18 protein-coding genes are annotated in these 20,215 nt (G+C 58.9%); 4 read left to right on the top strand and 14 right to left on the bottom strand.

The genetic code is table 11. The features are described 5' to 3' along the window. Nucleotides 1-3: 3 nt before the first annotated feature. From carA to ACTG2S_RS14620, 3 genes are all read left to right on the top strand, one after another. Nucleotides 4-1,140 (top strand): glutamine-hydrolyzing carbamoyl-phosphate synthase small subunit, encoded by a 1,137-nt coding sequence (gene carA / locus ACTG2S_RS14630; RefSeq protein ID WP_005337628.1) that lies wholly within the window; start codon nucleotides 4-6, stop codon nucleotides 1,138-1,140. A gap of 20 nt (nucleotides 1,141-1,160) precedes the next feature. Beyond that, complete coding sequence (carB, locus tag ACTG2S_RS14625; RefSeq protein WP_201991322.1) at nucleotides 1,161-4,385, top strand: carbamoyl-phosphate synthase large subunit; 3,225 nt, start codon at nucleotides 1,161-1,163, stop codon at nucleotides 4,383-4,385. A gap of 301 nt (nucleotides 4,386-4,686) precedes the next feature. After that, nucleotides 4,687-5,838 (top strand): DUF1615 domain-containing protein, encoded by a 1,152-nt coding sequence (locus ACTG2S_RS14620; RefSeq protein ID WP_047437512.1) that lies wholly within the window; start codon nucleotides 4,687-4,689, stop codon nucleotides 5,836-5,838. A 65-nt stretch (nucleotides 5,839-5,903) separates the two neighbouring features. Here the strand turns inward: ACTG2S_RS14620 and ACTG2S_RS14615 are convergent, their stop codons facing one another. From ACTG2S_RS14615 to ACTG2S_RS14595, 5 genes are all read right to left on the bottom strand, one after another. Further along, nucleotides 5,904-6,776, bottom strand: coding sequence for a nuclease-related domain-containing protein (locus ACTG2S_RS14615; protein ID WP_274160275.1), 873 nt, complete (start codon nucleotides 6,774-6,776; stop codon nucleotides 5,904-5,906). 23 nt (nucleotides 6,777-6,799) lie between these two features. Beyond that, nucleotides 6,800-7,627 carry a phospholipase D family protein gene (locus ACTG2S_RS14610; protein ID WP_274160274.1) on the bottom strand — a complete coding sequence of 276 codons (828 nt, stop codon included), beginning with the start codon at nucleotides 7,625-7,627 and terminating at the stop codon, nucleotides 6,800-6,802. A gap of 191 nt (nucleotides 7,628-7,818) precedes the next feature. After that, entirely contained in the window at nucleotides 7,819-8,202 is a 384-nt protein-coding gene (locus ACTG2S_RS14605; RefSeq protein ID WP_274160273.1) for a hypothetical protein, read from the bottom strand. Between the two features lie 87 nt (nucleotides 8,203-8,289). Beyond that, complete coding sequence (locus ACTG2S_RS14600; RefSeq protein ID WP_279507585.1) at nucleotides 8,290-8,832, bottom strand: hypothetical protein; 543 nt, start codon at nucleotides 8,830-8,832, stop codon at nucleotides 8,290-8,292. 626 nt (nucleotides 8,833-9,458) lie between these two features. Next, the gene (locus ACTG2S_RS14595) at nucleotides 9,459-10,424 is read right to left on the bottom strand and encodes an autotransporter domain-containing protein (protein WP_274160271.1); all 966 of its coding nucleotides are present in this window, start codon (nucleotides 10,422-10,424) and stop codon (nucleotides 9,459-9,461) included. Nucleotides 10,425-10,646: 222 nt separating this feature from the next. Here ACTG2S_RS14595 and ACTG2S_RS14590 point away from each other — a divergent pair, with 222 nt between their 5' ends. Further along, a complete protein-coding gene (locus ACTG2S_RS14590; protein ID WP_005337611.1) occupies nucleotides 10,647-11,522 on the top strand; it encodes a flagellar protein MotY in 876 nt (291 codons plus the stop codon). An 84-nt stretch (nucleotides 11,523-11,606) separates the two neighbouring features. On the opposite strand, the gene gloA is transcribed toward ACTG2S_RS14590, so the two are convergent. The 9 genes from gloA to ACTG2S_RS14545 form a co-directional block, all read right to left on the bottom strand. After that, nucleotides 11,607-12,020, bottom strand: coding sequence for a lactoylglutathione lyase (gene gloA, locus ACTG2S_RS14585; RefSeq protein ID WP_005347113.1), 414 nt, complete (start codon nucleotides 12,018-12,020; stop codon nucleotides 11,607-11,609). Between the two features lie 171 nt (nucleotides 12,021-12,191). Continuing rightward, a complete protein-coding gene (gene nth / locus ACTG2S_RS14580; protein WP_005337609.1) occupies nucleotides 12,192-12,833 on the bottom strand; it encodes an endonuclease III in 642 nt (213 codons plus the stop codon). A gap of 13 nt (nucleotides 12,834-12,846) precedes the next feature. Then, nucleotides 12,847-13,608 (bottom strand): electron transport complex subunit E, encoded by a 762-nt coding sequence (locus ACTG2S_RS14575; protein ID WP_019445996.1) that lies wholly within the window; start codon nucleotides 13,606-13,608, stop codon nucleotides 12,847-12,849. Between the two features lie 15 nt (nucleotides 13,609-13,623). After that, nucleotides 13,624-14,256 carry an electron transport complex subunit RsxG gene (gene rsxG / locus ACTG2S_RS14570; RefSeq protein ID WP_005359614.1) on the bottom strand — a complete coding sequence of 211 codons (633 nt, stop codon included), beginning with the start codon at nucleotides 14,254-14,256 and terminating at the stop codon, nucleotides 13,624-13,626. A gap of 43 nt (nucleotides 14,257-14,299) precedes the next feature. Continuing rightward, nucleotides 14,300-15,352, bottom strand: a complete 1,053-nt coding sequence (gene rsxD / locus ACTG2S_RS14565; RefSeq protein ID WP_274160270.1) for an electron transport complex subunit RsxD — start codon at nucleotides 15,350-15,352, stop codon at nucleotides 14,300-14,302. Between the two features lie 11 nt (nucleotides 15,353-15,363). Further along, the gene (gene rsxC / locus ACTG2S_RS14560; RefSeq protein WP_439982717.1) at nucleotides 15,364-18,069 is read right to left on the bottom strand and encodes an electron transport complex subunit RsxC; all 2,706 of its coding nucleotides are present in this window, start codon (nucleotides 18,067-18,069) and stop codon (nucleotides 15,364-15,366) included. Nucleotides 18,070-18,083: 14 nt separating this feature from the next. Continuing rightward, nucleotides 18,084-18,662: an electron transport complex subunit RsxB gene (rsxB, locus tag ACTG2S_RS14555; RefSeq protein ID WP_139493998.1), complete on the bottom strand. Its 579-nt coding sequence runs from the start codon at nucleotides 18,660-18,662 to the stop codon at nucleotides 18,084-18,086. A 2-nt stretch (nucleotides 18,663-18,664) separates the two neighbouring features. Further along, nucleotides 18,665-19,246 carry an electron transport complex subunit RsxA gene (gene rsxA / locus ACTG2S_RS14550; protein WP_005337600.1) on the bottom strand — a complete coding sequence of 194 codons (582 nt, stop codon included), beginning with the start codon at nucleotides 19,244-19,246 and terminating at the stop codon, nucleotides 18,665-18,667. 197 nt (nucleotides 19,247-19,443) lie between these two features. Continuing rightward, nucleotides 19,444-20,088, bottom strand: coding sequence for an HNH endonuclease (locus ACTG2S_RS14545; protein WP_005359623.1), 645 nt, complete (start codon nucleotides 20,086-20,088; stop codon nucleotides 19,444-19,446). Between the last annotated feature and the right edge of the window lie 127 nt (nucleotides 20,089-20,215).

The following is a 20,215-nucleotide window of genomic DNA, read 5'->3' as shown; positions in this document are numbered from 1 at the left end:
GTCTTGAATCACACTGCATTGCTAGTGCTGGAAGATGGAACTGTGTTCAAAGGCGTGTCGATAGGCGCCGAGGGATGTTCCGTTGGTGAAGTGGTTTTCAATACGTCGATGACGGGCTATCAGGAAATCCTCACCGATCCCTCTTATTCCCGTCAGATAGTCACCCTCACTTACCCCCATATAGGCAACACCGGCACCAACAGCGAAGATGAAGAGTCCAGTCAGATCCATGCTCAGGGATTGATCATCCGGGACCTTCCGATACTTGCCTCCAATTTCCGCAATCAGCAATCTCTCTCCGAATACCTCAAGTCTCACAACATCGTTGGCATCGCCGACATCGACACCCGTAAACTGACCCGCATCCTGCGCGAGAAAGGCGCTCAGGCTGGCTGCATTCTGGCCGGGAAACAGGTCGATGAAGCTTATGCTCTCGAACAGGCCCGCGCCTTCCCCGGTCTGAAGGGGATGGATCTGGCCAAAGAGGTGACGGTTGGTGAAGCGTACAACTGGACCGAAGGGAGCTGGCAGCTTGGCAAGGGGCATGTCACTCCGGATGCCGACCAGCTGAAATACCACGTAGTGGCCTATGACTTTGGCGTCAAGCGCAACATCCTGCGGATGCTGGTTGACCGTGGCTGCCGCCTGACCGTGGTGCCTGCCAAGACCCCGGCCGCCGAGGTACTGGCGATGAACCCGGATGGCATCTTCCTCTCCAACGGCCCCGGCGACCCCGAGCCGTGCGACTACGCCATCGAGGCCATCAAGGCTTTCCTTAATACCAACACGCCGGTGTTCGGCATCTGTCTGGGTCACCAGCTGCTGGGTCTGGCCTCCGGTGCCAAGACCGTCAAGATGAAGTTTGGCCACCACGGCGCCAACCATCCGGTGAAGAGCCTTGATGACAACACCGTCATGATCACCGCTCAGAACCACGGCTTTGCGGTAGACGAGAACAGCCTGCCGGATTGCCTGCGCGCCACCCACGTCTCCCTGTTCGATGGTTCCCTGCAAGGTATCCATCGCACCGACCGTCCGGCCTTCAGCTTCCAGGGGCACCCCGAAGCGAGCCCGGGCCCGCACGATTGTGCCGGTCTTTTTGACCACTTTATTGAATTGATTAAGCAGTATCGCGCCTAAGAAATAGAGGAAAGAGTTTCATGCCAAAACGTAACGACCTTCAGAGCATCCTGATCCTCGGCGCCGGCCCCATCGTCATCGGCCAAGCCTGCGAATTTGACTACTCCGGCGCCCAGGCGTGCAAAGCCCTGCGCGAGGAGGGCTACCGCGTTATTCTGGTCAACTCCAACCCGGCCACCATCATGACCGACCCGGAGATGGCAGACGCCACCTACATCGAGCCCATCACCTGGGAAGTGGTACGCGAAATCATCAAGAAAGAGCGCCCGGACGCCATCCTGCCCACCATGGGCGGCCAGACTGCGCTTAACTGCGCACTGGCGCTGGAGAAGCATGGCGTGCTGGCCGAGTTCGGTGTCGAGATGATCGGTGCCACCGCCGACGCCATCGACAAGGCCGAAGACCGCTCCCGTTTTGACAAGGCGATGCGCAGCATTGGCCTGGAGTGCCCGCGTGCCGGCATCGCCCACAACATGGAAGAGGCGTGGGGCGTGCAGCAGATGGTTGGCTTCCCCTGCATCATCCGTCCCTCCTTTACCATGGGCGGCTCCGGTGGCGGCATCGCCTACAACACCGAAGAGTTCGTCGAGATCTGCGAGCGCGGTCTGGACTTGTCGCCGACCAAAGAGCTGCTCATCGATGAGTCGCTGATCGGCTGGAAAGAGTACGAGATGGAAGTGGTGCGGGATCGCAACGACAACTGCATCATCGTCTGCGCCATCGAAAACTTCGACCCCATGGGTATCCACACCGGTGACTCCATCACGGTCGCGCCAGCCCAGACGCTGACCGACAAGGAGTACCAGCTGATGCGCAACGCCTCCATGGCGGTGCTGCGCGAAATCGGTGTCGAGACCGGCGGCTCCAACGTCCAGTTCGGTATCAACCCGAAAGATGGTCGCATGGTCATCATCGAGATGAACCCGCGGGTGTCTCGCTCTTCTGCGCTGGCTTCCAAGGCGACCGGTTTCCCCATCGCCAAGATCGCCGCCAAGCTCGCCATCGGTTACACCCTCGACGAGCTGATGAACGACATCACCGGCGGTCGTACTCCGGCCTCCTTCGAGCCGGCCATCGACTACGTGGTCACCAAGGTGCCGCGCTTCAACTTCGAAAAATTCGCCGGTGCCAACGACCGTCTGACGACCCAGATGAAGTCGGTCGGTGAAGTGATGGCCATCGGCCGCAACTTCCAGGAGTCCCTGCACAAGGCGCTGCGCAGCCTCGAGACCGGCAAAACCGGCTTCGACCCCATGGTCGACCTCAATGCCCCGGACTCCCTGACCCGCATCCGTCACGAGCTGCAGGACGCCGGTAGCGACCGTATCTTCTACATCGCCGATGCGTTCCGCGCCGGTCTTTCCATGGATGGCATCTTCAAGCTGACCAAGATTGACCCCTGGTTCCTGGTGCAGATTGAAGAGCTGGTGAAGCTGGAAGAAGAGGTGAAAGAGCGCGGCATGGCCGGTCTCGATGCCGACTTCCTGCGTGCCCTCAAGCGCAAAGGCTTTGCCGATGCCCGTCTGGCCAAGATCCTCGGCGTGGCCGAAGGGGAAGTGCGCAAACTGCGCGCCCGCCACAACATCTTCCCGGTCTACAAGCGGGTCGATACCTGCGCCGCCGAGTTCGCCACCAACACCGCCTACATGTATTCGAGCTACGACGAGGAGTGCGAAGCGGCTCCGAGCAACCGCGACAAGATCATGATCATCGGCGGCGGCCCGAACCGTATCGGTCAGGGTATCGAGTTTGACTACTGCTGCGTGCACGCGGCGCTGGCCCTGCGCGAAGATGGTTACGAGACCATCATGGTCAACTGCAACCCGGAGACTGTCTCTACCGATTACGATACCTCGGATCGTCTCTACTTCGAGCCGGTGACCCTGGAAGATGTGCTGGAAATCGTACGCATCGAAAAACCCAAGGGCGTCATCGTTCAGTACGGTGGCCAGACCCCGCTGAAACTGGCCCGTGCACTGGAAGCCAACGGCGTGCCGATTATCGGTACCAGCCCGGATGCCATCGACCGCGCCGAAGACCGCGAGCGCTTCCAGTCTGCCGTCGAGCGCCTCGGCCTCAAGCAGCCGGAAAACGGCACCGTCACCGCGCTGGAACAGGCCGTGCTGCTGGCCGAGCGCATTACCTACCCGCTGGTGGTTCGCCCCTCCTATGTGCTGGGTGGCCGCGCCATGGAAATCGTCTATGACGAGCAGGATCTGCGTCGCTACTTTGCCGAGGCGGTGAGTGTCTCCAACGAATCGCCAGTGCTGCTGGACCGCTTCCTGGACGATGCGACCGAGCTGGACGTGGATGCCATTTGCGATGGCACCGATGTAGTCATCGGCGGCATCATGGAGCACATCGAGCAGGCCGGTATCCACTCCGGTGACTCCGGTTGCTCCCTGCCTCCCTACACCTTGTCCAAGAAGATTCAGGACGAGATCCGCGAGCAGGTGCGCAAGCTGGCGCTGGAGCTCGGTGTTATCGGCCTGATGAACGTGCAGTTCGCGGTCAAGGGCGATGATATCTATCTCATCGAAGTGAACCCGCGTGCCGCCCGTACCGTGCCGTTTGTCTCCAAGGCGACCGGCGCCCCGCTGGCCAAGATTGCCGCCCGTGTGATGGCCGGTCAGTCGCTGCAAGAACAGGGCTTCACCAAAGAGATCATCCCACCCTACTACTCGGTGAAAGAGGTGGTACTGCCGTTCGCCAAGTTCCCGGGAGTTGACCCGCTGCTGGGGCCGGAGATGCGCTCTACCGGTGAGGTGATGGGGGTGGGCAGCAGCTTTGCCGAGGCCTATGCCAAGGCGCAGCTGGGTGCCAACCACGCCGTACCGAAAGAGGGTCGAGCCCTCTTGTCAGTGCGTCATAGCGACAAGGCGCAGGTGGTCGACTTGGCTGCCAAGCTGCTGGAGCTGGGCTACGAGCTGGATGCAACTCACGGCACCGCAGTCGCACTGGGTGAAGCGAGCATCAACCCGCGCCTGGTCAACAAGGTGCATGAAGGTCGCCCGCACATTCTCGACCGCATCAAGAATGGCGAGTACACCTACATCGTCAACACCGCCGAAGGGCGGGTGGCGATCCAGGACTCCAAGCAGCTGCGTCGCGCCGCCTTGCAGAACAAGGTGGCGTATACCACCACCATGAATGAGGCGTTTGCCACCTGCATGGCCATCAGCGTGGATGCCACCGCCAACGTCAACTCGGTACAGGAGCTGCACCAGAAGGTGAAAAACCGCTAAGAGTTTGCAGCGGGCATCAGCCCGACTTGCCAGACGACCAACCCCCGCCAGCGATGGCGGGGGTTTCTTTTTATCTGTCGCTCACCGTTCGGTTCGGGCCGGGTGAATCCTTGAAGAAGGTCATGAGTTCCGTATCGCAGACAACGGATGGCGCGTGGGGTGGCAAAAGCTGGCAAGGGGAGGGGATGCTGCGAGCGCGGGTTTCAACTGCAGCAGGCAATCCTCTACAATGGCCCCACTTTGCTTGTCAGTGCAGTGCCAGCGGCGCTGCCTGTAGGGCCTACAAAAAATGGACATGCTTATGACCGCTTTGCCTTCCTGTCGTCTTCTTGCCTTCTGCTCTGCCTTGTTGCTGGCCGGTTGTGCCAGTGATCCCGCCTCCGCGCCCGCCAAAGAGGCGAGCGTGAGCAACCCCAAAACGCCGCCTGCCATGCAGCCGCGCAAACCGGCGGATATGAAGAGTCGCATCGTGCGCTTCTTGCCCCGTCAGGTGCCTGACAAACAGGGGTGGGCCAATGACGTGGTGACGGCGCTCACCACCCAGGGGGTGACGGTCAATGATCACAACGTCTGTAGCGTGCTGGCGGTGGCGGAGCAGGAAGCCACTTATCAGGCCGACCCCGTGGTGCCGGGCCTTGGCAAGATCGCCTGGAAAGAGATCAACTCACGGGCAGCCAAGCTGCTGATCCCCGAATTTATGGTGCGGGCCGCGCTCTCCATCAACTCGCCCACAGGCAAGAGCTATGCCGAGCGCATCGACAAGTTGCGTACCGAACGGGAGATGAGTGAAATCTTCGAAGATATGATCAGCATGCTGCCGATGGGCAAGACGCTGTTTGGCAACCTCAACCCGGTGCATACCGGTGGCCCGATGCAGGTGAGCATCGCCTTTGCCGAGGCCAACGCCCGTGGCTACCCCTATCCAATCAAGGACTCCATTCGCCACGAAGTCTTTACCCGTCGCGGTGGAATCTGGTTTGGCACCAAGCATATCTTTGGTTATCCCGCCGACTACCCGGATACCCTCTACCGCTTTGCCGACTTCAACGCCGGCTGGTATGCCAGTCGCAATGCCGCTTTTCAGGCCGCCGTCAGCCGCTTGAGTGGCAAAACTCTGGCGTTGGATGGGGATTTGATCCGCTATGACTCGGATCTACCGGGCAACACCGAACTGGCCGTCTACACCCTCGCCAACCGGGTCAATATGAGCAAACAGGCGATCCACCAGAGCCTGCGCAAAGGGGATACCGCCGAATTTGCCGAGACCGATCTCTACCATCGCATCTTTACCCTGGCCGACAAGCAAGCGGGCAAGCGATTGCCCCGCGCCATCCTGCCCGGCATTCAGCTAAAGAGCCCGAAAATTACCCGCAACCTCACCACCGCCTGGTTTGCCAAGCGGGTGGATGACAGGGAGCAGCGATGCGTGCGGCAGATGGCGACGATTCGCTAAGAAACATCAAGGGCGGCCAATTGGCCGCCCTTGATGTCAGAGTGAGTTTCCCCTTGTGTGACAGTTCATGCCTTGCTGTTCCCTGTGAGATTTACAATGAATCTGCATTTGGGGTATCCACTGCATCCCCAAAACCGATTGCCTCGGTTATCCCCCCGTTTGGCGGTACGCAATACCATCGGGTTGCCGCATCTGGGGCATAGTGGATTTGCTTGGGTGAGCGATTCGGTGATGGTTGGCGCGGCGTTCACCACCTGATTGACGACAGGCATTGTAGCTACGGATAAACGCGGGCGGGGAACCTCGCTGTGACGTGCTTTCAACTGCGCCACATGCTGTTTATGGGTCTGCCAATTGGCGGCCAGTCGTCCCCGCTGGATGGTGTCGATCACTCTGGTGACTTCAGCAGGGGTCAACACCTGCGTGGTTTTACTCTTGATATAGCGAATAAGCCCACGGTTCATCACGTTATCCGGCATGGGGGTTTTAAAGGTGCAGTCGCCAATAAAGTAGATAATCGAATGGAGCTGATGATCAGCAAGACCCAACAAGGATTTGAGCGTCATCAGGTGCAGATAGTTTTGGCGCAGGGGATTTTGAAAGGTATGTCTGCGGCGATAGAGCTGCTGGGTCCAGCTCTTGTGGGCTGGATTGCCAAATATCCACCCCTTGATGTTCTTGGTCTCGATCACAAACAGCCCGAAGTGCGAGACGATCACATGATCGATCTGGGTAGTGCCCTGCGGGGTCGGCAGGGTCACGTTCTTGAGCAGGTGGTACTCCCGCTTGTCGAGAAAAAGCCGGATGCCCAAGTTGATAAATGTCTCCCCAACAATCCCCTTGAACCTGGGCGTTTTGATCAGGGTGGCAATCAACAACAGGGGCAGCAGATACCAGAACTGGCCCAGCAGAACCGCAATAACGGGAGTGAAGTCCATTTCACATTTATCCAGTCAGTGAATTAGAGGGGATTCATGGCCTCTGGCCAGAGGAAATAGGGGCCAAATTTGGGGCTCATTCTAAACTCCCCACCTTCCTCCTTGCCTTTGGCTGTGAGGTAATGCTTGCTGTCACGCAGCTCAAGCAAGCCGTGAGTCACCATTTTTTCCAACAACTCATTGGTTTTGATCCCCCACTTTTGCGCCAGTTTGGATGAGGTCAGTTTTTCAGTGGCTGACTCATTTTCGTTAGCAGAAGGCTGTTGGGTTTCAGCTTCACTGACAACCCGTTCAAGTGATATGCGGACTTCATCACTGACCCGAATAATTCGTTGGGCCTCATCATAGGCATCACGGTAAAGGTCATGATCTTCCGAGCGCTGGATCAATACCCCCATCTCGTTGTTATTGACCTGACTGAACTCGTAGAGATTGAGGCTGGTGACAATGCACATCTCTTCATTGAGATAGCACTTGGCATGGAGGTTTTTGCAAAAGCTGGTGCGGATATAGGTGAGCTCTTTGAGCCAGCTGATCTCTTCCGGTTGCAGCTCGCTTTTGCCATAGACGATCCGCACATCGATCTTGAGGCGGTTCTTGTCGGTGAGCAGCTCCTTGATCCTGTCGTTGAGCTTGAGGAGGGGCTGATCAGGATCAGACGCTCTTTGGCATCTTTGATAAGTTCTTCCAGAAAGTAGTTGGTTGCGCTGGTATTCAAAAACTTGGCCATGGCAAAAATCTCTATCCCTGTGGTGTAACTGGTGGCGCAAATACTTGGCTGGCGTTCGGCAGGTCATTTTCATTCCGGGCGCAGTGATCACCCAGCCAGTGCGGCTGGCAATCGACATCATGGTTTCATGCGGACAATTGGGCGCCGAACTGAACCATCCTAACAATTTCATCAACAGGAATATGTGACAGATTGCACTAACTCTGTGACAAGGCTGGATTTTTCGGGACGGGCTGTGGTTGATGCTAAATCGCAGGTGCAAAAAAGCCCCTTGGCGGGGCTTGGTGTCTGGCAAGGCTGGTGTCGGGATTATCAATCGAACAGGATGCGGCCGCTGGTGCCGGCATCGTTGTCTTTCCAGCTGGCGCCGCTTTTGCGCAGGGTGTAAGTGATGGTCTCCTGCTTGAATTTCAGGTAGTCGCTGCCGCTGTGGCTTGGTTTGACCTGATTGCCATCGATATAGGTCTCCCCTGTGGTATCGACGTGAATTTCGGCCACGGTGCGGCCATCGTCAGTGACTGCTTTATAGTTGCCAGCCCACGGGCTCTCGTCGCCATACTGCACGGCCCCTTCCTGAGTGTGCGCTTGGGCATGGGTCTTGTGGCCGTGATGGGTTTTGGCCACGGCACAGCCGGAGATACCGACCGCCAGCAGGCAACCGAGGGTGACATTGAGCAGAGTCTGTTTGGATTTCATCTTCATTTACCTGTATCAAATAATTGCAATGGATAAGGGGTGGAGCCCCCACAGTAGGTGTGGGCCCCGCTGAGCCGTGGCTCGAAATCAGTCCTGATTGATGCCAGAAATATGGTCGCGGGAGTCGGTGAGGCAGTGCCAGAGCCGGTCATGGGGCCCCTTGATATCAATCATCATCCCCGCCTGGGAGTCGGCCACATAGTCGAGGGTCAGTTTGCTGCGGCTGACGCCCGCTTTTCTGGCAACGGCGTTCATGCAGGCGTTCTCGGCAACCTTGGTTTGTGCAGTGCTGCCGTTGTAGGCACTGCTACTGGCGCTCTCATCATCATCGCCGTCGTCATCGTTCTCATCGTCATTGAGCTGGCAGGCGCCGCTGTCGCCATTTTTGACAAAATAGGTGATGCCCCAGTCGCCATTTTTCACCATGGAGAGGGTGGTGCGCCCCTTGCTCGCCTCGTAGAAATTTGAATTCACTTTTTTAAGTGGAATTTGCTGGTTATTGATATAAGCCGTGCCATCTTCGATGCGAAGATTAATATGTCCAGGACAGCTGGCGGATAAATCAGGCACCCCTGCATATGCGGTTCCGGTCATGACCAATACAGAGAGAGCAAGCAGCGTTTTTTTCATCAGATAACCTCAAATCAACAAGGATCAGCAAGTGTGATGTCGTCAAAATAACGGTTGCTATGCCTTAACGTTATTTCTGTGCCCATTGCACACCTGTTATCGGTAGCCCGCAGTCAGTCGTTTCAGTGCGCCTCGTCCTGCCGGGATGACGCCAAATTTAGCAGTCGGGTGATGTAAGTAAAATAAAACAGGATTAATTGGATTCATAAAATATGAAAAACTATTAATCATTTAAAACAATACGTTAGGTGTGGCTTAGGTAACTTTTCAAAAGAGGGGGGACCATCCGGGATGGTTCCTTATGAGTGTCGATAAAGTTGGCCATCGGTCAGTGATGTCGGGCGTTTGGTATTTTTCCTGTTGCAAGCGGGCACAGGCTGGCGACATCACAGGACCAATCAGCCATTGCGCGCCGTAAATATACAGACAAAAACTCCAATATTCGGTGTGCGAGGGTGGCAAAGTGGGCCTGCCAGCAGGTGGATATTTTTACCTGATATGACTGGGTGGTGAGGCATATGAAAAGGACAGAATAAATAAACCCTCCGTCAATAGGGCGTGATTATATGGAGTGTTAATGTACTTTTCCTGAGGATTGCCCACTCTTGGCAGGCAAAAATAACGACTCAGAAACTCATGGCCAACCCGATGGAATAACCGCTGGTGTTGTGGCTGAACATATAGCGGGCAACCAGCCGGGTACGGGTGACTATGATGTCGTACTTGCTGCTGTCCAGCTCCAGACCGGCACCGATCGAGTTGAGGGAGTCAACGCCAAGCAACCCCCGCTGTTCCCCCAGATATGCGGTATGAGCCCCCTCCAGTACATAGCGCACCGGTCTGTCGAGCAGTGTCCAGTGGAATAGCGGGGCCCGGCGACGCAGATAGAGACCGAGGTTCTCCGCCTCGGCGTGACCACGGACGCTGGTCGAGGTGCCGCCAAAGCTCTGCAGGTACTGGTAGGAGTAACGCACTTCGACATCGATATCCTGCGCCTTTGAAAAGAGCTCGTAGTCGAGCATCAGCGAGCCTCCCAGTCCGTACATATTGAGCTGCCCACCATCGAGAAAATCCAGCGAGTAGCCCTTGGTGCGCTCCAGCAGCCAGTTGCCGATCCGCAGATCGCTGGCCATGGTACCGAGCGAGACGTTGGCGATGGGGCGCAGTACCCAGTGGCCACCGCGCGGGTCTTCATGGAGGGCGATATCCCAGCCGATCCCGCCTGACGCTGTCAGGCTGTTCCATTTGGTCGGGAGGGTGCGGCTCTCTGTGCCGTTGCTCACCACAAACTGGGGATCGTAGCGGCTAAAGCCGATCGCCCCTTCCAGATAGATGGGCACGGCTTCACTCATGGTGGCGCCGCCACCGATCTGGGTCATGTTGAGGGCGGCAGATTGATTGGTGCCGCTGCCGATATCGAGGTTGCTGGCGGTGATGTCGGGCACCACCGTGAAGGTCATCAGAGAGAGCACCGCATTTGCGCGCTCCTGTGCCCACTCCTGATCCTGTGTTGCGGCCTTGACGGTGCTGCCGGATAGCGCCAGCAGCATTGGCAACAACATCTGCCATAAAGAGGAGCAAGAGCGGTGCATGAGTGTGGTTCCCGATAAGCGGCGTCTGGTTGCCCTGATTTTACTGTAGCGAGCTTCCTGCCGGTTGGCACGGAGCTAAGAGGGGGGAATAAGCGCCGCTTGCGGTCGGTTGCCGCCGGGGGCAAGCCTTTGCCACACCAACGGCACGCCTTTGCAGTTTGTCGCTAAAGCTTGGCCTCTTACCGCCGATATCTCTTGTGAGATCGTGTGGAGGACAAGCAATTGAACGCTTGGGTGTTGGGGTTGGTCAGCATATCCGTGAGTATGCAGTTACAGGCTGGGGTCACCGAATTTGGTGCCGGTCTGGATCAATCCGTCTGGCGTTTGACCTCCGATACCCAGATTGAGTGTCGCCTCGAGCATCCTATTCCCAACTGGGGAACGGGGGCTTTTGTCAGTCGTGCCGGGCGCAAGATCAATCTCGACTTCGAGCTTAAGGGCAAGCGACCGCAGGCCCAGACCCAGACGGTGAGCCTTGGCATCATGCCGCCGGTATGGCGCCCGGGAATAGCTGGGCGAGAAGTGAGTCAACTGCGCTTCTATCAGCAGTTCGATGGGCTGGTGGAGGGGCAAACTGCCTGGACCATGCTCGACGAGCTGGAAGGGGGGCGGATGCCGACCTTCCAGTATCGGGACTGGTATCGCCAGAACCGCGCGGTGCGAGTGTCCCTCTCGTCAGTCAACTTTCGGGTGAAATATCAGGCCTTTATCGACTGTCTGAGCGGGCTGTTGCCCTACAGCTTCAACGATATCGCCTTTAGCGTGCTTACCTACGACAAGAACAGTGATCAGCTCTCCATTCCCTCCAAGCGGCGGCTGGCGATGATCAGCGAGTTTATCAAGGCGGACAAGAGCATCGACGTGGTGGTGATCGACGCCTACAGCGACAGCTATGGCGGCCGCTGGCCGAACCTGAAACTTTCCGAGAAGCGAGCCGATGCCATCAAGAAGGTGTTTGTCGATCTGGGGATCGATCCCGGCAAGATCTCGGTGGAGGGGCATGGTGAGAAGCAGCACGTCGCCTCCAACGAAACGGAGCAGGGGCGAGCCAAGAACCGGCGGGTGGTGATCAGCATGGGGCGCAATGGCGAGATCTAGCGCCGTCCCCGGCAGCCGGATATAAAAAAGAGCTCATCTGCGCTCTTTTTTGATCCTGCCATTCGGCTGCGGGATTAGGGCAGCTTAGAAGCTGTCACCGAGGCCAGTACCGGCATCTTTCTTGGCGATCAGTTCAATCTTGTAACCGTCCGGATCTTCGACGAAGGCGATGACGGTGGTGCCACCCTTGACCGGGCCTGGCTCACGGGTGATCTTGGCACCGGCGGCGCGCAGGGCGTCGCAGGTGGCGTAGATGTCGTCCGCTTCCAGCGCGATGTGGCCGTAGGCAGAGCCCAGTTCGTACTCGCTTACCCCCCAGTTGTAGGTCAGCTCGATCACCGCTTCATCTTTCTCGTCACCGTAGCCGACGAAGGCCAAGGTGTACTTGTACTCGCTGTTCTCGCTCTTGCGCAGCAGCTTCATGCCGAGGACGCGGGTGTAGAAGTCGATGGAGCGTTGCAGATCGCCGACACGCAGCATGGTATGCAGAATTCTCATTGCTCAGTTCTCCGGGTTGGTGATGTGTACTGCTTTCAATCTCGGTTGCGAGGCTATCAGTTGTCGGGATAGACCTTCTCTTTGTACTCGCAGAGGTCCTCGATGATACAGGAACCACTGCAGCGGATGTTTGCGAGCGAGACAGGTAGGACGGTTGTAGCGCCCAGTCATTCAGCTCTCTGGATAGACCTTCTCTTTGTACTCGCACAAGTCCTCGATGATACAGGAACCACAACGGGGCTTGCGAGCCAGACAGGTGTAACGCCCGTGCAGGATCAGCCAGTGGTGAACATCCAGCTTGAACTCGGCGGGCACCACTTTGAGCAGCTTCTCCTCCACCTGATCCACGTTCTTACCCACCGCAAAACCGGTACGGTTCGAGACCCGAAAGATATGGGTATCGACGGCGATGGTGGGCCAGCCAAAGGCGGTGTTGAGCACCACGTTGGCGGTCTTGCGACCGACGCCCGGCAGGGCTTCCAGCGCTTCGCGGTTCTCCGGTACCTCGCCACCGTGGCGCTCCAGCAAGATGGCGCAGGTCTTGATGACGTTCTCGGCCTTGGTGTTGAAGAGGCCAATGGTCTTGATGTACTCCTTGAGCCCGTCCACCCCGAGATCCAGCATCGCTTGCGGGGTGTTGGCCACCGGATAGAGCTTGTCGGTCGCCTTGTTGACGCTGACATCGGTCGCCTGCGCCGAGAGCAGCACGGCGATCAACAGCTCGAATGGCGAGTTGAAATTGAGCTCTGTGGTGGGGTGGGGGTTGTTTTCCCGCAGTCGCTCGAGGATCTCTCTGCGTTTCTGGTTGTTCATGCCTTGCGTCCGATCATAGCTCGGTCGCCCGGACGCGGGCCGGGGCAACGTTGCAGTGGGCTACGGTAGCGGCCTGTTTGCGGTCCCGCCAGTCGTTGATGGCGTTCTTGGCGGCGATCAACAGCCCCAGCCCGATAAAGCCGCCCGGCGGCAAAATCGCCAGCAGCAGGCTGGCATCGGCGTGGAACAGCTCGATGCGCAGGGATTTGGCCCACTCGCCCAGCAGCAACTCGGCGCCATCAAACAGGGTGCCCATGCCGATGATCTCGCGCATGCCACCCAGTACCAGCAGCACCAGGGTAAAGCCAAGGCCCATCATCAGACCGTCGAGGGCCGCCAGCAGCGGCGGGTTCTTGGAGGCATAGGCCTCGGCGCGGCCGATGATGACGCAGTTGGTGACGATAAGGGCGATAAAGATGCCGAGTGCCTGATAGAGGCCATAGGTGTAGGCGTTCATCAGCAGCTGCACGCTGGTCACCAGCGAGGCGATGATCATCACATAGACCGGGATGCGAATATCCTTCGGCACCCAGTTGCGCACCAGCGAGACTGCGAGGTTGGAGCAGACCAGCACCGCCATGGTGGCAAGGCCGAGCCCCAGCGCGTTGGTAAAGGTGGAGGAGACGGCAAGGGTCGGGCAAAGCCCCAGCACCTGCACCAGCGAGGGGTTGTTCTTCCACAGCCCCTGACTCATCAGCTCCTTGAGCTCGCCCTTGCGGCTTTCCAGCTCGGCAAGCGGGGTTGCGCCCGTTTCAATCTGTTCCATCTGGTTCATGATGGCTCGACTCCGTTAGTTCGCCGCCGGACAAGCCGGGGCGTTGCTGAGCAGTTCGGGTTGCTCCTGCTGCAGTTTCAGCAGGTTTTTCACCGCCTTGACCACGGCTCGCGGGGTGATGGTGGCGCCGGTAAAGGCATCGAACTCGCCGCCATCCTTCTTCACCGCCCACTGGGGCTCGTTGTCATGGGTCAGGAATTTTCCGGCAAAGCTGTTGATCCAGTCCGATTTTTTCAGCTCGATCTTGTCACCGAGGCCCGGGGTCTCGTTGTGAGCGAGCACGCGCACGGCGGTGATGGTGCCCTTGGCATCAAAGCCCGCCACGATGCGGATCGCCCCGCTGTAGCCATCCGGCGCGATCGCCTCCAGCGCATAGCCGGTCACCACGCCATTTTTGCTGGCGGTATAGAGGGCCTGCGGCTGATCACTGCCCAGATACTTCCTGCTGGTCACCTGCTTGCAGCTGGCCACCAGATCGTTGTCATAGCTCCCCTCCGGTAGCAATACCGAGAGAGTCTGCTGCTTCTCCAGCTGTTGCTGGTGGGCGATTTTATCCTTGGTCAACTCGTTGGTCAGTACCACCAGCGCGGTACAGCCCAGCGCGAACATCGCCAGAATAAGGCCGTTCTTGCGCATGCTCTTTAACATGTCCGGGCTCCGTCAGCTGTGATGGGGGAAAAGGGCAGAAACATCATTGGCGACGGGCTCCATACACTTTCGGGCGAGTCAGGCTGTCAATAAAGGGCACGCAAAGGTTGGCCAGCAGCACGGCGAAGGCGAACGCATCCGGATAGCCGCCAAAGCGGCGAATGATGTAGACCAGCACCCCGATCAGCACGCCATAGACCAGTCGGCCGCGCGGTGTGGTGCAGGCACTGACCGGATCGGTGGCGATAAAGAAGGCCCCCAGCATAGTCGCGCCGCTGAATAGATGGAACATGGGCGTGGCAGTCGCATCCGGGCTCACCAGATAGCCGATGGTGGAGGCCGCCAGCAGGGCACCGAGAATGGCGGTGGGAATGCGCCAGTTGATCACTTTCTGTTGCAGCAGGAACAGGCCGCCCAGCAGATAGCCGAGGTTGACCCAGCTCCAGCCGATGCCGCCCCAACCCTCAAACAGCGGGCCGCTCAGGATCTCGCCGGTGGTGAGCCCCTGAGTCAGGCCGGTTTTCAGGGTATCGAGGGGGGTCGCCATGGTGAGACCATCCACCCCCTGCTTGAGCTGGGCCATGCTATAGCCGTCGAGGCTAAAGCCGGTGAAGATCACCGACGCCGCATCACCAAAGCCGAGGCTGTAGGCGCGCACGCTCTCCGGCGGCAGCCAGCTGGTCATCTGCACCGGGAAGGAGACCAGCAGCAGCACATAGGTGACCATGGCCGGGTTGAACAGGTTCTGACCCAGTCCGCCGTAAAGGTGTTTGGCGACAATGATGGCAAAGGCCGTGCCCACCACCAGCATCCACCACGGCAGCAGCGGCGGCAGGGAGAGACCAATCAGCACGGCGGTGAGCGCCGCACTGCCATCCATCAGGGCAGGCTTGATGGCGCGGCCACGGAGCTTGAGCACCAGCGCTTCGCACAGCAGCGCAGTGACCAGCGCCAGCAGGATCTGGATAAAGGAGCCCCAGCCGAAGAACCAGGTCTGGGCCAGCAAGCCCGGCACGCAGGCCAGGATCACCAGCAGCATCAGGGTTCGGGTCTGTTTGCGGTTATGGGCAAACGGCGCAGTCGCAATATTGAACATGAGTCTGTCGATTACCTTGTGGTTGTTCGGTCGGCTGACGGTGCATCTTCAGCGGCGGTCTCTGCGGCTCTGGCCGCCTCTGCCGCCAGCTTCTTCGCCTTGGCGCGGGCCACCGCGGCTGCAATGGCCGCTTTTTTCGGATCAACCGGGGCATCAGCCGCAGGGGCGCTCGCTTCAGGAGCCTCTGCTACGGCAAGTGGTTGCTCACTGCTGGTTGCATCGCTTTGCATCGGCTCGGCCGGTGCGCGCTCACCCTCGGCAGTATCTACTACCTCAGCACTGTCACTCTCGCCCTGCAGCGCCAGCTTTTTGGCCTTGGCCCGGGCGATGGCTGCGGCGATAGCGGCCTTCTTGGGATCGACCGCTTCACTTGCAGCCGTATCGCTGTGGCTGGTGGTTACTTCGCTCTTGGCTACCGCCACGTCGCGGGTCTCCGCGCTTGCTGATAGCTCACCTTGCGTACCCTCAGCATCGGCACTTTCGCCCTGCTGGGCGGCCTTTTTGGCTTTGGCCCGGGCGATGGCGGCAGCGATAGCGGCTTTCTTGGGATCAACCGCTTCGCTGGCCGCAGATGGTGCATCGCTTTGGGTTGCAGCGGATTCGCTGGTGCCAGCGGTTGCTGTCAGATCGCCCTCAGCGCTGTCACCCTGCTGGGCCGCCTTCTTGGCCTTGGCCCGGGCGATGGCAGCAGCAATAGCCGCTTTCTTGGGGTCAACTGCTTCGCTGGCAGCAGATGGAGCATCGCCTTGCGAGCCTGCGTCGGCTACCGCGCTGTTGGCAGCGCTTACCGGTTCACCATTCGCCTCGGCCTTTTTGGCTTTGGCACGGGCAATGGCGGCGGCAATTGCTGCCTTTTTTGGATCAACTTCTGCCTTTTGTTGATCAGCATCTACCGCAGGCGCAGCAATGGCTTCGGCAGTCACAGGCTCGGCGCTCTCGCCAGCCTGAGCGGCTTTCTTGGCCTTGGCGCGCGCCAGTGCGGCGGCGATGGCCGCTTTCTTGGGATCGCTGGCGGGGTCAACCGCCTCGGCGGGTTGCGCCGCAGCGGCTGTTTCGCTGTTTGCGCTCTCCGCCAGCTTGGCGGCGCGGCGCACCTCCGCTTCCCGTTTGCGGGCTTCGCGGGCGGCAATCACGGCGCTGTTGTCAGGCAAGCCCTCGGCGGTGGCGGCAATGGCAGTGATGGGGGCATCCTGCTTGGCCTTGATGCGGGCCAGTGCCGCAGCCACCGGATCTTCGCCGCCTGCGGCCGTCATGGTCTGACGGCGCTGGGCGGCGGCTTCGGCGTGGCGCGCTTCGCGGGCCGCTTTCTCCCGCTCGAAACGGGCCTGCTTGGCCTCGAAACGCTGCTTGGCGCGCTCGGCCTTCTCGGCCTCGGCACGGGCTTCGCGAATGTCGTCTTTGGCGATCTTGTAGTACTGCACCAGCGGGATCTCGCTCGGGCAGACCCAGGCGCAGGCGCCGCACTCGATGCAGTCCATCAGGTTGAGCTTCTCGGCCTTGTCATACTCCTTGGCCCGGCTGTACCAGTAGAGCTCTTGCGGCAGCAGGGTGGCCGGGCAGGCATCGGCACAGGCGCTGCAACGGATGCAGGGCTGCTCCGGGCCGGGGGCGGGCAGTTCGGCCTGCGTCGGCGCCAGCAGGCAGTTGGTGGCCTTGACCACCGGCACCATGGCGTGGGGCAGGGTAAAGCCCATCATGGGGCCCCCCATGATCACCCGCTGCTCCGCTTCCGGTTGCAGTTCGAAACGCTGCAACAGCCAGCGCACCGGCGTACCCAGGCGCACCCAGGCGTTGCCGGGCTTTTTGAAGCTGTCGCCGGTGAGGGTGACGATCCGCTCGATCAGCGGCTCGCCGTCGATAATGGCGCGCTTGATGGCAAACACGGTGGCGACGTTGAGCACCATGATGCCGATATCGACCGCGCGGCCACCCTTGGGCACCTGACGGCCGGTGAGCAGTTCGATGGTCTGCTTGGCACCGCCCGAGGGGTACTTGGTCGGCACCGTCTTGACCAGCACATCTTCATCGGTGGCGTGGCGGGTCAGCTGCTCGATCGCCTCGGGCTTGTTGTCTTCTACCCCGATCAGGGTGAGTTTCGGTTTGAGCAGGTGCTTGAGCACCCGGATGCCATCCATGATCTCGTCGGCGTACTGCTGCATCAGCCGATCGTCGGTGGTGATATAGGGCTCGCACTCCAGCCCGTTGACGATCAGGATCTCGGTGAGCTGGCCGCGGCCGTCGAGCTTGCTGTGGGTGGGGAACACGGCGCCGCCAAGGCCCGCTACCCCCGCCTGCTGAATGCGCTCGAGCAGCTCGCCCCGCTCCAGATTCCAGTAATCGGCTTTGCCATTGCGCTCGCCCCACTCATCCTCCCCATCCGGGGTGAGAATGACGCAGAGATCGCCGAGCCCGGAGGGGTGGGCAACCGTGTGGTTGCCAATCTCGGTGATGGTGCCGGAGGTAGAGGCATGGACAGGCACGACCCGCCCCTTGGCATAACGGGTCAGCGGCTGCCCTTTTTTGACCTTGTCGCCCACCTGTACCAGCAGATCGCCGGCGGGGCCTGCGTGCTGGCGCAGCGGAATGATGAGGCGCGGTGGCAGACCGGCGTCTACCACCGGGCTCTGGCTTGATTGCAGCTTGTTGTCGGCGGGGTGAATGCCACCGTGAAAGTCCCAGAGCGTGCCGGCTTTGATACGTTCGAGTAAGGAATGCATGGTTGCTCCGCTGTTTATTCCACTATCTTGACCGGAATCTTGCCCGGAACATGCACGTTATTAAGATCCCACTTCCAGTTATCGACCGTGGTGGGCACCGGGATCATCTCGATGCAGTCGGTCGGGCAGGGATCGACACAGAGATCGCAACCGGTGCACTCGTTGGCAATCACGGTATGCATCGCCTTGGTGGCGCCGACGATGGCATCCACCGGGCAGGCCTGAATGCACTTGGTGCAGCCGATGCACTGATCTTCGTGGATAAAGGCGACCTTTTTGACCGGCACGGCGGCCTCGTCACTGCCCCCCAGCGGCTGGGGCTCGACCCCCATCAGATCGGCAATTTTGCGCATGGTGGCCTCGCCACCGGGTACGCACTTGTTGATCTGATCGCCGCCCGCGAGCGCCTCGGCGTAGGGTTTGCAGCCGGGATAGCCGCACTGGCCACACTGGGTCTGGGGCAGCAGGGCATCGAGCTGATCGACGATGGGGTCTGCTTCCACATGAAACTTGACGGCGGCAAAGCCCAGGATAATCCCGAACGCCAGCGCCAGCAGGGTCAGCACCAGAATGGCAAAGAGAATATGGATCATGGTTATATCTTGATAAGGCCGGTAAAGCCCATAAAGGCCAGCGACATCAGACCGGCGGTGATCATGGCAATCGACACCCCGCGAAACGGGGCGGGCACATCGGCGGCGACCAGACGCTCGCGCATGGCGGCAAACAGGATCAACACCAGCGAGAAGCCGGTGGCGGCGCCAAAGCCGTAGATCACGCTCTGGATAAAGTCGTGTCGCTCATTGATGCTGAGCAGCGCCACCCCGAGCACCGCGCAGTTGGTGGTGATGAGGGGCAGGAAGATCCCCAGCAGGCGATAGAGGGTCGGGCTGCTCTTGCGCACCACCATCTCGGTAAACTGCACCACCACGGCGATCACCAGAATAAAGGCGAGGGTGCGCAGATAGGCGATATCCAGCGGCAGCAGGATATAGTGCTCCACCAGATAGGAGCTGGCACTGGCGAGGGTCATCACGAAGGTGGTCGCCAGCCCCATGCCGATGGCGGTTTCCAGCTTGCCGGAGACCCCCATAAAGGGGCAGAGGCCGAGGAATTTCACCAGCACGAAGTTGTTAACCAGCACGGTGCCGATCAATAAAAGCAGGTACTCAGTCATCAATTACCGTCACTGAAAGTCGGGTTATCGGGGTTTGAAGGCGGGCGGTATTATCTGACGTTAGGGCCAGTTAAACAACCGCAAGGCCGCATGGTTATTATGCAACTGGATAATTTAGCCGGGGTTTTGGGCAAGAATCCGGTGGGTTTTGCGTCAGTAAGCAACACTGCGTGAACAATCTACCTCTGAGTAGGTGATTATTCGCGAACGAGACGTTTAATCCGTTGATAAAGAGCCTCGACAATCTCCGTTTTATTACAGCCGTAGTGCATCTCTCGGTGGCAATTAGGGCAAAGGGCTACCGTGTTGCTAACCGTATCTGAGCCACCCTCTGCTAGCCCTTTCAGGTGATGTACTTCCAAGAAGGGTTCCCCTGCGGCGGTTATAAAGGGAGCAGGTGCGTTACATGATTCACATTGTTGGGCTGCATTTTGCAGTACCCACTCCCTGACTTGCAGGTCTCGTTCATGACTGTTGGTGATGACATAACGTGATTGGGGCGTTTCGACCCCTTGTGGAAGCGGCTGTTCCAGCGCGTTTTTGTAAGAGCGAAGGTTAAGTTCCTGTTGGCGGATCAGGCGTTCGATATGCGTAAAAGCGGTTGAACCCACATTTTTGGCGGGTTTTAACCCGGGAAGCCACTCTCGTCCCATTTCGGCACAGACATATGAGATGTTCTGCATCCGATATTCGAAGGATTTCTCCGTACGCCCGAATTGGCTCGCCAATTCCCGGTAATAGTGCTTTTTCACGAAGGGCTCACCAAGAGATGCTTTGGTTTGCATATCCAAATATGCAATAACCGCAGCCCTTAGCTCTTCTTCTGTCCAGTTATCGCTCAAGACCAGATCCTAAGTAGAGGAGATAATGCTGTTGGGATTGGCCGGTATCACAGTGATAGACGGCGTCATCCGAGTGTGCTTTTATCGCCTGGCATATTAATCCAAACGACACCGCATTTCAGCTGTC

Origin of the sequence: Aeromonas sp. 82P (genome assembly GCF_051919365.1) — a bacterium.
Taxonomy (GTDB): Bacteria; Pseudomonadota; Gammaproteobacteria; order Enterobacterales; family Aeromonadaceae; genus Aeromonas; species Aeromonas veronii.
The sequence above is the reverse complement of the archived record's forward strand: the minus strand, read 5'-3'. Positions and strand labels throughout refer to the sequence as shown.